The 15,760-nt window shown below is 71.6% G+C and carries 11 protein-coding genes and 2 tRNA genes; 2 read left to right on the plus strand and 11 right to left on the minus strand.

Annotated features, from left to right (window positions below):
• The 11 genes from FH610_RS33425 to FH610_RS33475 all read right to left on the minus strand — a co-directional run bounded on the left by FH610_RS33425 (position 1) and on the right by FH610_RS33475 (position 13,749).
• Positions 1-1,635 carry an ABC transporter substrate-binding protein gene (locus FH610_RS33425; protein WP_139579233.1) on the minus strand — a complete coding sequence of 545 codons (1,635 nt, stop codon included), beginning with the start codon at positions 1,633-1,635 and terminating at the stop codon, positions 1-3.
• 17 nt (positions 1,636-1,652) lie between these two features.
• Positions 1,653-3,200 carry a hydantoinase/oxoprolinase N-terminal domain-containing protein gene (locus FH610_RS33430; RefSeq protein ID WP_139579234.1) on the minus strand — a complete coding sequence of 516 codons (1,548 nt, stop codon included), beginning with the start codon at positions 3,198-3,200 and terminating at the stop codon, positions 1,653-1,655.
• A 76-nt stretch (positions 3,201-3,276) separates the two neighbouring features.
• The gene (locus FH610_RS33435; protein WP_240809348.1) at positions 3,277-4,359 is read right to left on the minus strand and encodes a DUF917 domain-containing protein; all 1,083 of its coding nucleotides are present in this window, start codon (positions 4,357-4,359) and stop codon (positions 3,277-3,279) included.
• A 113-nt stretch (positions 4,360-4,472) separates the two neighbouring features.
• Entirely contained in the window at positions 4,473-5,726 is a 1,254-nt protein-coding gene (locus FH610_RS33440; RefSeq protein ID WP_139579235.1) for an NAD(P)/FAD-dependent oxidoreductase, read from the minus strand.
• Between the two features lie 116 nt (positions 5,727-5,842).
• Positions 5,843-7,384 (minus strand): PucR family transcriptional regulator, encoded by a 1,542-nt coding sequence (locus FH610_RS33445; protein ID WP_139579236.1) that lies wholly within the window; start codon positions 7,382-7,384, stop codon positions 5,843-5,845.
• Positions 7,385-7,467: 83 nt separating this feature from the next.
• Positions 7,468-7,544 (minus strand) — tRNA-Met (locus FH610_RS33450).
• 252 nt (positions 7,545-7,796) lie between these two features.
• Positions 7,797-7,873, minus strand: a tRNA-Met gene (locus FH610_RS33455).
• An 83-nt stretch (positions 7,874-7,956) separates the two neighbouring features.
• On the minus strand, positions 7,957-10,929 hold the full coding sequence (locus FH610_RS33460) for a UPF0182 family membrane protein (protein WP_338104609.1): 2,973 nt from the start codon (positions 10,927-10,929) through the stop codon (positions 7,957-7,959).
• Between the two features lie 206 nt (positions 10,930-11,135).
• Positions 11,136-12,182 (minus strand): YlbL family protein, encoded by a 1,047-nt coding sequence (locus FH610_RS33465; protein ID WP_139579238.1) that lies wholly within the window; start codon positions 12,180-12,182, stop codon positions 11,136-11,138.
• A 43-nt stretch (positions 12,183-12,225) separates the two neighbouring features.
• Complete coding sequence (locus FH610_RS33470) at positions 12,226-12,651, minus strand: molybdenum cofactor biosynthesis protein MoaE (RefSeq protein WP_139579239.1); 426 nt, start codon at positions 12,649-12,651, stop codon at positions 12,226-12,228.
• A 27-nt stretch (positions 12,652-12,678) separates the two neighbouring features.
• Positions 12,679-13,749, minus strand: coding sequence for an NAD-dependent epimerase/dehydratase family protein (locus tag FH610_RS33475; RefSeq protein WP_240809349.1), 1,071 nt, complete (start codon positions 13,747-13,749; stop codon positions 12,679-12,681).
• A gap of 82 nt (positions 13,750-13,831) precedes the next feature.
• Here FH610_RS33475 and FH610_RS33480 point away from each other — a divergent pair, with 82 nt between their 5' ends.
• A complete protein-coding gene (locus tag FH610_RS33480) occupies positions 13,832-15,097 on the plus strand; it encodes a zinc-dependent metalloprotease (RefSeq protein WP_420813756.1) in 1,266 nt (421 codons plus the stop codon).
• 41 nt (positions 15,098-15,138) lie between these two features.
• Positions 15,139-15,681: an NUDIX hydrolase gene (locus tag FH610_RS33485; RefSeq protein ID WP_139579241.1), complete on the plus strand. Its 543-nt coding sequence runs from the start codon at positions 15,139-15,141 to the stop codon at positions 15,679-15,681.
• Positions 15,682-15,760: the final 79 nt, after the last annotated feature.

Here is a 15,760-nt window from a genome sequence, read left to right on the forward strand (position 1 = left end):
TTAGGCGCCGGGCTTCAGGTCGTAGACGAACACCACGTTGGGGTAGGCCGGGTTGTCAACGTACCCCTGGACCGACTTGGCGAAGGCCCGCTGGTAGTTCTGCACGTACGGCACGGCCACCGCCGCCTGCTCGCCGATGATCTTGTTCTGGAGGTCGGCGTACGCCTTCTCCGCGGCGGCCTTGTCGGTCGCGGTGAGGGCGGGCAGCTCGTCGATCTCCTTGTCGATCGCCGCGTCCTTCAGGTAGGAGAGGTTGAACTGCACGTCCTTCTCACCGTGGAAGACGTTGACGAACCACGAGTAGGCGTCGGCGTAGTCGGGGAACCAGTACATGACGAAGATGTCCTGGCGCTTCGACGGGTCCTTCGCCTTGCCCTGGTCCCACTGCGTGGTCCACTGCAGCGGCTTGGCCGACAGCTTCACGTTCAGCTTGTCGAGCGCCGAGGAGAGCAGCGTGACCAGCAGCTCCTGGTCGGCGTCGCCCTGGGCGTAGGTCAGCGTCAGGTCGAGCTGCTTGCCGCCGGGACCGTAGCCGGCCTCCTTGAGCAGCGCCTCGGCGCCCGCGAGGTCCTGCTTGGGCGTCATGCCGGGGACGTTGCCGAGCAGGCCATCGGGGACCAGGCCGCTGGCGGCCACGCCCGAGCCCTTCATCGCCGCCACGAGGCCGTCGTAGTCGATCGCCTTCTGCAGGGCCTGGCGGAGCTTCACGTCCTTGAGCGGGCCGTCGGCCGTGTTGAACAGCACGAGCAGGTTCTGGAACGACGGCGTCTGCGAGGTCTGCACCGTGTCCGTGCTCCCCGCCTGGGCGAACAGCTGCGAGTTGAGCCGCTGGACGAACGACACCTCGCCGCGCTGCAACAGCTGCCAGGCGGTGGTCAGCTCGGGCGTGACCCGGTAGGCGATCTTCTTGTAGTGCTGGCCGTCCCAGCCGCCCCAGTAGCCGTCGAACGCCTTGAGCGTGAGCTCGGTCTCCTTGCCCTTCTGCCAGCTCTCGATCGTGTACGGCCCGGAGCCCGCGTCGTGGCCCTCGCCGAACCACTTCTTCAGGTCGCCGGAGGCGGCCGCGGTGTCGTAGACGTACGACGCGTAGCCGGCCGAGGCGACCAGGTCGAGCGGCGTGGGGTACTTGAGCGTGAACTCGAGCGTCGTGGCGTCCTTGGCCTCGATCTTCTTGACCGCGCCCCAGATGTAGGCCGCGCCCTGCCCCTCCTTCATCGTGCGCTCGATCGCGGCCTTGGCCGCGGCGGCGTCCACCGGCTTGCCGGTGTGGAACTTCACGCCCTCACGCAGCGTGAACGTCCACTTCTTGCCGTCGGGCGAGGAGGTCCACGAGGCGGCCAGCCGCGGCTCGGCCTTCTTCGTCTGCGGGTTGTAGCGGGTCAGCGACTCGTAGATGTTCTCCATGGCGATGTTCTCGTTTGAATACGAGCTCGCGGGGTCCCAGTCGGTGACGACGTCCAGGTTGGGGACGTACACGAACGTGCTGTCGGCCGTGCCTCCGGCCGAGCCCGCCGAGGAGCCGGGCTGCGGGGTGGAGTCGGCGGCGCCGCGAACCTGCCCGCCCGAGCAGGCCGCGGCGGTGACGGTCACGGCGGCCACGGCCCCCGCGGCGAGAAGACGCTTGTGCCAGCGCATGTGAGGGAGTTCCTTTCCTATCCGGCCTGCCGGGCGAGGGGGCCGGCGGCCTTGACGTGCAGGCGCACCGCGGGCTCAGGAAGGTAGCTGAGAGGAATCTCGCTGAGCTCGACGATCTGAACGGTTGCGGGGTCGGCCCCGGCGGCGACGGCCCGCGCGGCCGCCTCCTCCTTGGCGTTGTCGATCAATCTAGCCCTGGAGCTCCCGCCTCCAGAAGCGGGCACGATCGTTTCGAGCCTGCCGCTGGCGAGGGCGATGGCCGCGCCCACGGCGTTGGCCACCTCCGCGTGTGCGGGGCGGATCACCTCGCGGGCCCCGGGTATCCGATCGGCCAGCAGGAACGCGCCGCCGCCGACCGCGACGAGCGGCCGGTCGGCGCGCCCGAGCGCCACCCGGTCCACCGCGTCCGCGACGGCCTCGTCGGCCGTCCGTACGGCCCGGGCCAGCCGCTCGCGCCACTCCTCGGGGACGGGACGGGTGCCCACCGTTCCCCGCCCGGCCGCCACCGCGGCGTCGGTCATGGTGGGGGTGGAGCCGCCGAAGACGAGCGCCTCCGTGCCGATCCGGTAGCCCACAGAACGCGGCTCCGCCCCGACGATCGTGCCGCCGCCGAGCGCGATGGACAGGATGTCGGGCATCCGGAAGTTGGTCGTGACCCCGCCGATCTCGACCGCCGCGGCCGACTCCCGGGGGAAGCCGCCCACGAGCACGCCGAGGTCGGTCGAGGTGCCGCCGACGTCGGCCACGATCGCGTCCGTCACGCCCGACAGGTAGGCCGCGCCGCGCAGCGAGTTGGCCGGGCCCGAGCCGATGGTCAGCACCGGGTAGCGGGCCGCGTAGTCGACGGCCATCAGCGTGCCGTCGTTCTGCGCGAAGTACGTCTCGACCTCCAGGCCCCTCGCGTCCAGGGCCTCGCGCAGCGCGGCGGTGACGTCGCGGGCCACGCCGTACAGGGCGGCGTTGAGCACGGTCGCGTTCTCGCGCTCCAGCAGGCCGAGCGAGCCGATCTCGTGGCTGAGGCTCACCGGCACGTCGCCGATCTCGGCGCGGATGATCTCGGCGACCCGGTTCTCCTGGTCGGCGCTCGCCGGGCTGAACACGCCGGCGACGGCGACCGCGTCGGCGGGCGTGGTGGCCACGAACTTCCTGACCGCGTCCACGTCGAGAGGCGCGATCTCGCGCCCGTCGACGAAGTGCCCGCCCCGCACGATCGCGGTTCCCGCCGCGACGGTGTCGCGCAGGTCGTCGGGCCACTCGCTGAGCGGCGGCACGGAGGTGGTCGCCGGGGCGCCGAGACGCAGCACGGCCACCCTGCCGAGCGCGCGCCGCTCGAGGATCGCGTTGGTCGCGTGGGTGGTGCCGAGCATCACCCGCTTCACACGCTTTTCCAGGCCCGGATCGGGCAGCTCGGCGAGGACCGCGTCGAGCGCGGCGCGCAGGCCCTCGGTCACGTCGGGGCTGGTGGGCCGCTTGGCGGTGGCGAGGACCCGGTCGTCGTCGTCCAGCACCACCGCGTCGGTGTTGGTGCCGCCCACGTCGATGCCGACCCGCAGCGTCGTACTCATGCCACCTCCTCGCCTTGCGGCTCGGAGTCGCATGAGCACAACACCCTGTGTCTACTGATTCGCTCGCTTCGCTCGCTCATGCGATCTTCTCCACCGGCAGGTAGTCCATGTCGTAGCCGAACGCCCGCGGCCCCGCCGTCTCCAGGCCCTTCTGCGTACGCCACAGGGGGTCGCAGGGCCAGGCGAGCACGGTCACCCGCTGGCCGTACCGCAGCCCCTCGGTCTGGATCGCCGTCGCCGTCTGGCTGTCGACCACCGTGATCAGGTCGGGCACCATGGCCCTGACCCGGCCGTCCTCGACGGCGACGAGGTTCTCGTTCTGGATCTCCAGGGTCAGCGTCCTGCCCCGGTCGTCGCCGGTGCCCTCGATCGTCGCCGTGCCCCGGGCGAACCCGCCGGTGGTCCTGCGCTCCAGGTCGCCCAGCTTGCCGGTGATCAGCCGTACGGCGCCGAGCTCCGCGGTCAGTGCGGCCAGCGGGTCTGCGGCGCCCTCGGTCGCCCGGCCGACCGCGATCGCCCGGCTCACCGTGCCCTCGATCACCGCGCCCGCGCACTCGCGCGCGGTCAGCACGTAGTCGGCCATCAGGGCGCTCGACCCCGCCGCCACGCAGACGGCCCGCGCGATCTGCTCCGACCACAGGCCGTCGACCGGCCGGATCGTCACGACGTTGCCGACGACGTCGGTCATGACCACGAGGTTGGCCGGGATCCCGGCCACGTACATCGAGACCATCTGGACCTCGGGGAAGGCCCGGCCCATCGCGTCGGCGTCGAGCAGCGGCAGCCCGAGCCTGGCCGCCCAGGCCACCGGGGCGACGCCGTTGCCGCCGCCGATCTCCGAGGACATGACCGCGGCGGGCGGACGGCCGAAGATCCGCTCGATCTCCTCGGCGATCCTGACCGGCTCGTCCGTGCCGTGGACCATCTCGTTGCTGACGGTCGGGGCGCCGATTCCCGACAGCGGCAGCACGAGGGCGTCATCGGGCAACTCGTCCAGGGTGACGAGCGGCACCTCGCCGTGCTCGCGTATCGCGCGCCGTGCGGCGATGGCGCCGGGGCGGACGTCCCCGCCGCCGCCGGTGCCGAGCACGGCGCAGCCGCGGGCCAGCGCGGCGACGTCCTCCAGTGTGATGCGGGCCTGCATGCGGGGAGCCTTCACCACCGGACGGTCCCGCCTCAATGTCACTGTGCGACACATATCGGGCGATTGTTGTCGCCCCGCGACAAGGCCCGCAAGGCGGCGCCCAACTGAACGGGCTCAGCTGAACGGGCTCAGCGCAGCGGGTCGAACTCCCGCAGGGCGGCGGGCTGCTTGCCGGTGCTGATCTGCTCGGCGAGGAGCCGTCCGGTGGCCGGACCGTGGGCCAGGCCCCACATGCCGTGCCCGCCTGCCACGTAGACGCCCGGGGCGTCGGTCGCGCCGATCAGGGGTCGCCCGTCCGGCGTGACCGGCCGGGGGCCGACCCAGACGTCGGTGCGTTCCTCCCAGCGCACGCCCCGCAGCAGGGGGCGGGCCGAGGCGATGATCGCCCGCAGCCGGGCCTCGACGGCCGGAGCGTCCGGGTCGCGGAACTCCATCGTGCCCGCGACGCGCAGCCCGCCCTGGTAGGGCGTGCACGCCACCCGCACATCGGGCAGGTAGATCGGGCCGGGGACGGGGTGGTCCACCGGCACGGTGAACGAGTAGCCGCGGCCGGCCCGCACGGGAACGCGTACGCCCCAGCGGCCCGCCAGCCGGGACAGCCAGGCACCGGTGGCCAGCACCACAGCGTCGGCGGACAGAACGGCGCCGTCCCGGGCCACCACGACGACCTTCCTTGCGTCGTTGCGCACGTCGGCGACCTCGTGCTTCTCGATCGTCGCGCCCCGCTCGACGACGGCCTCGCCCAGCGCGTGGACGAAGCGGCCGGGGTCGATGTAGCGCTGCCCGTCGATCCGCACGCCCGCGGTCAAGGCCTCCGAGGCGAGCGGCAGGGCCTCGGCCAGTCGCCGTGCGTCCAGCGCGGTGTGATCGACCGGCTGCCCGGCCTCGGCCATCCTGCGCAGCTCGTGAAGCAGGCCCTGGGCCTGGCGCGGCGTCCGGAAGCCGGCGGTGATCGGCGCGTCCTCGACAGGGGCGGCCACGCCGTTGGCGGCGAGCACCTCGTACGCCTCGATGCACTCGTCGTTGAGCGGCAGGTTGGCGCGCACGGCCCGGGTCCACGACGGCCATCGGCAGTTGGCGGCGAAACGGGTGAGGAACGCCCACAGTCCGGGATCGACGGTCGCCGGGACGTGCAGCGGCGCGGCCGGATTGAGCAGCGAGCGCAGGCCATACCGCAGCACGGAGGGCTCGTTCAGCGGGATGGCCAGGCCGGGCGCGATCCAGCCCGCGTTGCCCCAGGACGCGCCGGCGGCCACGCCCCGGCGGTCGACCACGGTGACCTCCACACCGCGTTCCTGCAGGAACCACGCGGTGGACAGGCCCACGATCCCCGCGCCCACCACGATGACCGACCGCGGCCAGTCGTCAACGCGCTCGGACATGCCCCACCTCCACACCAGGCGACTGCTTGCCCGGCCAGCATCGCCCGCGCGGCGCCGCCCACGGTTGTAGCGGCCCCACAATCGCAGCGCCCTTGTTGTGGGTTTCGGACAACCTCCTATTCGTCCTCGGCCGCCAGAGTGATGACCATGGCGAGGCGCTTGCGCGGGTCGTCCAGATTGAGCGGGGTCACCTCGCTCATCCTGCGCAGGCGGTTGCGGACCGTGTTGGCGTGCACGCCGAGCCGTTCGGCGGCGACCGTGAGATCGCCCTGGGCCTCCAGCCACGCCCGTAACGTCGCCACATAGTGGGTGTCGTGGAGCGCGTCGTGCCGGCGCAGCGCGCTCACCGGTCCACGTGCGGGCACGCGGCCCGCCCGCGCCGCGGCGCGCAACCGGTGCAGCAGGATGTCGTCCCAGGACTCGTCGTACGCGGGCGGCCCGCCGGCGGGCACGGCGTGGGAGGTGTCCCTCTCGTGCAGCGCCAGGCACTCCTCCGCCTCCCGTCGGCTCGCCGGCAGCTCCGCCGCCTGGGCCGCCGCGCCGATGCCGGCCGCGACGCGCACCCGCGGCGGCAGCCCCGCCCCCAGCGCGGCCACCCATTCCCGTGCCGCCGCCGCCCCCGCGTCCGGCAGGATCGTGTAGAGCGTGTCGCCGAGCAGCGTGCTCCTCCCGGGCCTGGACCAGCCGAAACCGGTGGTGGCCCGCTCGAAGGCCAGCAGGAGCATGGCGTGCGGCTCCTCGGAGGTGTGCGTGCGGACCGCGACGACCCGCGTCTCCCGCGCGGCCAGTCCCAGGCGGCTGACCACGGTCGCGGCGTCGGCGGTGCCCTCCAGCAGCCGGACGACCAGGTCGGACTCCACCTGCCGTTCCAGGTCGGCGCTCGCCCGGGAGCGCAGCAGGTGCAACGCCACGGCGCGCGCGCCGTTCGCCAGCGCGGTGTGCCGCGTCCCGGTCAGGGGACTGCCGCATGTCACCCACACCGACCCGAGCAGCTCCCGCCCGGCCCGCACCGCCACCACCATCCGCCCGGTCATGCCGTGCGACGGGTCCGGCTCGACGAAGATCGGCTCGTCCGTCGCCGCCAGGCGGGCGAACACCCCCCGGGCCCGGAACATCTCGCGCAGCCGCTCCGGAACCTGCCGCACCAGGATCGTCTCCAGGCGGGCCGGATCGCCCGCCTGCTGGGAGCGGGAGTACGCGAGCACCCGCGAGAGCGGGTCCTCGATGGTCACGGCGCCGCCGACGGCGTCCGCCAGGCTGTCGGCCAGCGCGAACAGGTCCGTGGGCCCCCGCCCCGACTCGGTCTCCCGCCCTTCCAGCACCAGTCCGTAGACCACTCCGACAAGGTGACTCCACGAGACGGCGGGGTCGACGAGCATCACGGCCACGTCGTTGCTCTCGCCGGCCACGGCCGCCTCGCGCGCGGTCTCGGCGCCCGCCCGCACCAGGACCACCGTGGCCTGGGCCGCGACCGCCCACCGCACCGCCTCGGTCACCGACCCGGCTCCCACAGCCACGAGCACGTCACCGGTGACCCGGCCGTCGGTGGCGTCCGGCATCGCCACGCTGCGCAGCCGCGCCGAGCGCCTCTCGGGCCGCCCGCACAGCCGTACGCCGTACGCGCCCAGCACGTTGACCAGGCGATCCAACGTGATCACGCGTTACTCCGCACCGGACTGGATCAGACCCGTGGAAGGCCGAAGGCCCGGTCTCCGTTTCCGGAGGCCGGGCCTTCGACTCTTGGTAGCGGGGACAGGATTTGAACCTGCGACCTCTGGGTTATGAGCCCAGCGAGCTACCGAACTGCTCCACCCCGCGTCGTTGTGTGTTTGAAGCTTACCGGGCGCCGGGGGCGAGTGCCAAATCATTTGTGGTGTCAGGCGAGTTCGTACCTCCAGCCGGAGGCGAGGGAGGAGGAGACCGCGACCTCGCCGCCGGAGCGGGTGACGGTGAACGTCGCGGGGGGTGCCATCCGCCGTCCGCGCCCGTGATCGTATTCGTCGACGACGGGGGGACCGGTGAACGACCAGAGGCCCGGCCTCCGTTTCCGGAGACCGGGCCTCTGACACTTGGTAGCGGGGACAGGATTTGAACCTGCGACCTCTGGGTTATGAGCCCAGCGAGCTACCGAGCTGCTCCACCCCGCGTCGGCTCTTCGAGACTATCCCGGTATCGCGCGGGAGGCAAACCGGAGCCCCGCGCCCGTGGGGACGCGGGGCTCCGGAAGGGCTCAGCCGCTCGGTGTGGGGCTGGGAGTCGCACCGGCCGGTGGACTCCCGCTCGGGCTCCCGCTCGGACTCGGGCTCCCGCTCGGGACCGGAGCCTGGGACGCCGCCGGGACGGGGGTCCCGCCCTTGAGCTTGGCCAGGTCGTCCAGCGCCTTCTTCAGCGCGGTCTGCGCGTCGCCGTACGCCTTCCAGTCGGGCGGGTTCGACGACAGCGCCTTCTGCGAATCGTCGTACGCCCGCTGGGCCCGGCCGAGCGCCGACGTCAGCGCCGAGGAGTTCTCCGGCGGAGTGACCTGACCGGGTGGCTGGTTCGCCGTCTGGTCGGGTGTCTGCTCCGGCGGCGTGGCCACGGTGCCGCCGAACACCTGCTCCAGCGCGTTGCCGAGCGTGGGGCCGAAGCCGACCTTCTCGCCGTACAGCACGAGCACCCGGCGGAGGGTCGGATACTTGCCCGAGGTCTCCGCGCGCGGCTGGATGTAGACCGGCTCGACGTACAGCAGGCCGCCGCCGAAGGGCAGCGTGAGCAGGTTGCCGTACAGCACGTCGGTGCCGCCGCCGCGCAGCAGGTTGAGCTCGGTCGACACCGTGGTGTTCGACTCGAACAGGTTCTGCGCCTGTGGCGGACCCTGGATCGCGGTCGTGCTCGGCAACTGGAGGATCTCCAATGGCGGGTTCGGCGCGGCGGCCGTCGCGTCGACCGCCATGAACGCCGCCATGTTCTGCCGCTGGTTGGGCACGAACGTGGTCGTGAGCGAGAAGCGCTCGGTGTCGCTGCCCGGCATCTTCATCGTCACGTAGTAGGGCGGCTGCTTGCTCTTGCCGGTCGCCGGGTCCTCGGGGACCTTCCAGAAGTCCTGGCCGCTGAAGAACGCGTTGGCGTCGGTGACGTGGTAGGAGGTGAGGATCTCCCGCTGCGCCTTGAACAGGTCGGCCGGGTAGCGCAGGTGGGCGCGCAACGCCTGGCTGATCTGCGAGGCCGGCTTGACGACCCCGCCGAAGGCCTTCTCCCAGGTCTTGAGCACCGGGTCGGACTCGTCCCAGGCGTACAGGGTCACCGTGCCGTCGTAGGCGTCCACGGTCGCCTTGACCGAGTTGCGGATGTAGTTGACCTCGTCCCTGGGCACCTGCGGCACGCCGAGACGGCTCGACTGCACGTCGGTGGTCAGCGACTCCAGGCTCTTGCGCTCGGAGTAGGGGTAGGAGTCGGAGGTCGTGTACGCGTCCACGATCCACACGATGCGCCCGTTCACCACCGCGGGGTACGGGTCGCGGTCCAGCGTGAGGAACGGCGCGACCTGCTGGATGCGCTCCACCGGCTCGCGGTTGTAGAGGATGCGGGACTCGGCGTTGATGTTCGAGTTCAGCAGCAGGTTGGTCTCGCCGTACTTCACCGCGTAGAGCAGGCGGCGGAAGAAGTTCCCGATCGAGACGCCGCCCTTGCCCTCATAGGTGTTGTTCACCTGGCCGGTGGTGTTCTGCTGGTCGGCGCCCGCCTGTCCCTGCTGGGGGTAGTCCAGCTCATTGGGCCTGGCCGACTGCGGCCCGCCGACGATGGAGTAGTCTGGCGAGTTCTCGCCGAAGTAGACGCGGGGCTCGTAGTCGCCGAGATCGCCGACCGGCGGGATGTCGCGCTCGCTGAACTCCGGCAGGCCGCTGCTGTCCACCTTGTTGCCGGGCGCGGCGACGAAGCCGAAGCCGTGCGTGTAGACCAGGTGGTCGTTGATCCAGTTGCGCTGCCCGTCCGGCGGGCGGCCGATCTCGCGGACCGCCACCACCGTGTCGCGCGGCTTGCCGTCGACGGGATACCTGTCGATGTCGAGCTGCTCGGGGAACTGGTAGTAGCCGCGGATCTGCTGCTTCTGCTGGAACGTCGGCGACAGCAGGCTCGGGTCGAGCAGGCGCATGCCGGGGATGGCCGACGCCTCGGTCTGCAGCACGGAGGCGTCGGTGTCGGTCTTGGCGCTGTACTCCGTGACCTTCGCCGTGTCGACTCCGTAGGCTTTTCGAGTCGCGTCGATGTTGCGCTGGATGTACGCCTGCTCCTTGCTCTGCTGGTTCGGCTTGACCTGGAACTGCTCGACCAGCGAGGGATACACGGTGCCGATCAGGACGGCCGACAGCACGAGCAGCCCGAACGCCACGCCCGGGAACATCCCGCCCGGCCTGATGACGCCGGCGAAGAAGATCAGCGCGCAGATGAGGGAGATGACCGCGAGGATCCCCTTGGCCGGCAGCACCGCGTGCACGTCGGTGTACGACGCGCCGAAGACCTTGCCGCGGTCGGAGAAGACCAGGCTGTACCTGTCGAGCCAGTAGGCCGCGGCCTTGAGCAGGACGAACACGCCGAGCAGCACCGACAGGTGCGCCCGGGCGGCCCGGGTGGCGTGCACCCCGCCGGGCGAGGAGATGCGGAACCCGCCGTACAGGTAGTGCACGACCGTGGCCGCGATGATCGACAGCACCACGGCCGTGAACAGGAAGTTCAGCAGCATCCGCAGGAACGGAATCGTGAACACGAAGAACGACAGGTCGAGGCCGAACTGCGCGTCCTTCTCGTTGAAGGGCGTGCGGTTCACGAACTGCAGCCAGGTCCGCCACAGCCCCGCCGTGGACGAGCCCGTGAACAGGGCGAGGACGCCCATGCCGACCAGGAAGACCAGCCGCCGGTGCGGGTCGAGCGCGACGCGGTAGCGGTCGGCGCCCTGCGGCGCCCCGAACATCCCCGGCCCGAACATCGGGCGGGTGCGGTGCGCGAGCACCATGTTGCCGCCCACGATGGCGATCATCAGGGCGGCGCCCACGATGAACAGCACCACCTGGGTGAGCAGCATCGTGGAGAACACCGAGGAGAAGTTCACCGAGTCGTACCAGAGGTAGTCGGTGTAGATCCCCGAGAAGACCAGCAGTAATACGACGATCGCCACGACGGCGATCAGCACGGGTATCAGAAGGCGCGGCCGTCGGGGCAAGCGCACCGCCCGTCCGGCTCCGGGGCTCCGGAAGCTCAACGCTCAACCCCTTGTCTCAGATTGGCAGGGCCATGATTGTCAGAGGGCAACGGTCCGTGCTTGGAAACCTACACTGCGACCGGCGTGGTCGTGGTAACAGATCTGATCGTTCTCATGACGCCTCCCGGCCTCGAAGACGGGCAGGTCACGGCCCCCGTGCCCCCGGCGTACGCTCAGCCGGCCGGGCAGGCGGGGACCTCGCCCGAGTGATCGCGCAGGGCGTCGATCGCCTTGATCGCGCCGTCCAGCGTCTCGACCCGCACCAGGCGCAGCCCGGCGGGCACGGCCTTGACGGCGTCGGCGCAGTTGCCTGCGGGCGTGAGGAAGACCGTCGCGCCCGCCCGGCGAGCGCCGACCATCTTCTGCTCGATGCCGCCGATCGGGCCGACCTGTCCGGCCGGGTCGATCGTCCCGGTGCCCGCGACCGACATGCCTCCGGTGAGCGCCCCCGGCGTCAGCTTGTCGTAGATGCCCAGCGAGAACATCAGGCCCGCGCTCGGCCCGCCGACCTCGCCGACGCTGATGTCGACCGTGAACGGGAACCGGTAGCCCGAACGCATCTGGACGCCGACCTTGGCCTTGCCGTCCTTGCCCGCCACGGTGCCGACCTGCACCTGCGTCGATGTGCCGGCGCGCCTGACCGTGAACGTCACCTGCTCGCCGGGCTTGCGGCTCTGCACGGACGCCGCGACGGACGCGAGCTCGCCCACCGTCGTGCCGTCCACCGCCGTGATCTCGTCGCCCGGCTTGAGCTTCCCGTCGGCCGGCGCCCCCTTGTCGGTCTCGGCGACCGTGACCACCTTCTCGATGGGGACCTTGAGGGCGTTCAGCGCGGCGGCGGTGGCCGACTGCTGCGAGTCGGTCATCTCCTGCGTGTTCTGCTCCTCGACCTGCTGGGCCGAGGTGGACTTCGGGAACAGCGTCTCCTCCGGCACCACGGCGACCGTCGGATCGAGCCAGCCGCGCAGCGCGGTGAGCAGGTCGAGACGGTTGTCGGGCCCGCCCTGATAGGCGACGGTGACCAGGCTCAGCCTGCCCTGTGTGGGATAGGTCTGATGGCCCGAGATCGTGATGACCGGTTTGCCCTTGACGTCCCCGATCGTGTTCTCGGTGGGGCCGGGGCTCAGCACGACGTACGGCACCGGCAGCATGGCGCCGATCACGGCCAACGCGAGCGCGAGGAAACCCGCGACCAGCAGGGTCAGAGCGCGTCGGGACATGGACGAACTCTATGCGTTCCGGGCTCCGGGCATTTCGCGGGCGCTAGTCGCAGGCGCCGACCCATTCGGCGTCTCCGTCGGCGAACACCTGGTGCTTCCAGATGGGCACCTCGTGCTTGAGGTCGTCGATGAGCCTGCGACAGGCCTCGAACGCCTCGCCGCGGTGGGGGCAGGCGGCCGCCACGACGACGGCGATCTCCCCCAGGCGCAGGTCGCCCACCCTGTGGACGGCCGCCAGCGCCGTCACCTGGTGGTCGGCCGCCACCTTCTCCGCGACCCTGCGCAGGTGCTCCTCGGCGGACGGGTGCGCCGAGTACGACAGGAGCGTCACCGGCCTGCCGCCGTCCTGCTCGCGTACGGTGCCGACGAAGACCGCCGTGCCGCCGGCGGCATGGTCCTCCACCGCGCCCAGCACCTCGTCCACGGACAACGGGGTGTCGCGGATGCCCAGCAATCGGATGACGTCCACGTCCCCGAGGTTAACGCCTGAGCCCGATCAGGTGCGGCGCTTGCGGCGGGCGGCGCGGACGATCGCGGCCGTGCCGATGACCGCGACGGTCGCGCCCGCGGCGGTGATCGTGGCCTCCTTGCCCGACAGGCGGCGGCCGACGACCGCGTGCCTGCCCTCGCACAGTTCGAGCAGTTCCCGCAGCGCGGCCTCGTTGGTCCAGGCCGGCTTCCAGCCCGCCTCCCGCAGCGCCACGCCGTCGACCACCCAGGGATAGACCACGTAGTGCAGGTCGGTCGCGGCGGTCGGCGTGATGCCGAGCCGGTGCAGCCGCTGCGCCGTGCCGAACGTCACGCCGGCCGGCAGCTCGAACCGCTTCAGGCCGGAGATCTCCTCCACCTGCTCCATCTCCAGCCAGCCCTCGGAGCCGACCGCCACGACTCCGCCGACCTTGCCCAGGGCGGCGGCCTCCAGCGCGGACACCAGGTCGTCGACGTGGCAGAACTGCCAGCGCGGCAGGCAGCCCTTCACCACCAGCAGCCGCGGCGCCTCGAAGTGGCGGGTGATGACGGTGTCGACGCCCGGACCGACCAGGGCGGCGGGCCGCAGCACGGTCACCTCCAGGCCGGGATGCGCCCGCAGCGACCGCCGCACCAGGGCCTCGATCTCCAGGTGATCGCCCACCAGGCCGGTGTCGGGCTCGGCCGCGACCGGGGCGTCCTCGGGCAGGGGCACCGGATTGTCGGCGGCGGCGCCGTACACCATCGCGCTCGTCACCAGCACGACCCGCCGCACCCGGGCCGCGGCGCAGGCCGTGAGCACGGTCTGGGCGGCGCGCAGGTTGTAGCGGCGGCGCTCGGCGTGATCGGTGTCGAGCGACTCGTCCGTGCCGAGATGCACCAGGACGTCCACATCGGAGATCCGGTTCGCCAAGAGCGGATCACGAATGTCGAGGACCCGCCAGGTGACGTCGGGGACGTCGCCGCGCTGCTCGTCGATGGCCACCACGCGGCGGAAATCCGCAGACGAGGCCACCTTCGCGAGGAACGCCCGGCCGAGACCGGAGGCGGCGCCGGTGACGGCGACGACGGGGGGACGCAGGCGTTTCGAGGTAGGCACGAGGTCCTCACTTTGCACTGATCCGCCCCACGGCGGATAACGTGGCGGATGTGGACTCCTCCATCCTGCACGAGGTGGCGCGGTGACTGACCTGCCAGGTCGCGAAAACGACCCCAACGACAATCCGTTCGCCATGTTCGGCAGCCCGGAGCAGATCGCCGCGGCCATGCGGCAGTTCGCCGACATGCTGTCCGCCTCACCGGAGGCCGGGCCCGTCAACTGGGACATGGCGAAGAACATCGCACGGCACGCCGTGGTCGCCGAGGGCGATCCGAGCGTCATGGAGGGCGAGCGACGTCAGATCGTCGAGGCCCTCAACCTGGCCGACCTGTGGCTCAACGAGGTGACCACGCTGCCGAGCGGCGTGACCACCCCGCAGGCCTGGAGCCGGTCGGAGTGGATCGAGAAGACGATCCCGGTCTGGAAGCAGCTGTGCGATCCCGTCGCCGCCCAGATGGTGGAGACGATGGGCGGCACGCTCGGCGGGGCGGGTCTGCCCCCCGAGGCGCAGGCCATGGCCGGGCCGCTCATGGGCATGCTCAGGCAGATGGGCAGCATGATGGTCGGCCAGCAGATCGGCCAGGCACTCGGCTCGCTCGCCCGTGAGGTGGTCGGCTCCTCCGACATCGGCCTGCCCCTGTCGGACACCGCCGCCCTGCTGCCCGGAGGCGTCGCCGCCTTCAGCAGCGGCCTGGAGACGCCCTCGGACGAGATCCGTCTCTACCTCGGGCTGCGCGAGGCGGCGCACCACCGGCTTTTCCAGCACGTGCCGTGGCTGCGGGCGCACCTGCTCGGCGCGGTCGAGGAGTACGCCCAGGGCATCACGGTGGACGTGTCCGCCCTGCAGGACAAGCTCCAGGGGCTCGACCTCAGCGACCCCGAGCGGATCCAGGAGGTCCTGGGCGGCGGCGAGCTGCTCAAGCCCGAGGAGACCGAGCGGCAGAAGGCCGCGCTCACCCGGCTGGAGACCGCGCTCGCGCTGGTCGAGGGCTGGGTGGCCACGGTGGTCGACGCGGCCGCCGAGGGCAAGCTCCCGTCCGCCGCGGCGCTGGCCGAGACCGTGCGGCGCCGCCGCGCCACGGGCGGCCCGGCCGAGCGGACCTTCGCCACGCTGGTGGGCCTTGAGCTGCGCCCGAGACGGCTGCGTGAGGCGGCCGCCCTGTGGAAGGTTCTGGGCGACGAGCGCGGGGTCGAGGGCAGGGACGCCGTCTGGGGTCACCCCGACCTGATGCCCACCGCGGACGACCTGGACAACCCCGAGTCGTTCGTGAAGGGCGAGGCCGAGTTCGACCTGTCGGCGCTGGAAGAGCCCAAGGAGCCCGGCTCCGACGGGGAGACCGGCGAGTAGCACCGGCCGCGAGGCTCGCCGGCTGTCGGTAGGCTGCGCCGGTGAGCCTGCATCGTGACGCGCAAGCCGTGCTGGGCGGATGGGTCGCGCCCACCCCCGAGGAGGAGCGGCTCCGCGAGGAGTTCCTGACGCACCTGCGCGGCCACGAGGACGCGATGTGGCGCGAGTGCGCTCCCGGTCACCTCACGGCGACGACGGCCGTCCTGTCGCACGACGGCGAACGGGTGCTGCTGACCCTGCACCCCAAGGCCGGGATGTGGCTGCCCATGGGCGGGCACTGCGAGGTGTCCGACACCACGCTCGCGCAGGTCGCCCTGCGCGAGGCCACCGAGGAGTCGGGCATCCCCGGGCTGACCCTGCTGGACGGGCCGCTCGCCCTCGACCGGCACAAGGTCTGGTGCCACCCGCCGCACAGCTGGCATCTCGACGTCGAGTACGGCGCGGTCGCGCCACCGGGGGCCGAGGCGGTGATCAGCGACGAGTCCCTCGACCTGCGCTGGTTCCCGGTGGAGGAGATCCCGGAGTTGAGCGACGAGGCCACGCGGCGGCTCGCCCGCCGCGCCCGGTCGCTGTGCCGCGCCTGACTTCTGCACGGTACTTCTGCATGGTACTTCTGCACGGTTCTCGCACGTCTCCCTTACAACGCGCTTCACATCCGGTGGT

Origin of the sequence: Microbispora catharanthi (assembly GCF_006334915.2) — a bacterium.
Classification (GTDB): domain Bacteria; phylum Actinomycetota; class Actinomycetes; order Streptosporangiales; family Streptosporangiaceae; genus Microbispora; species Microbispora catharanthi.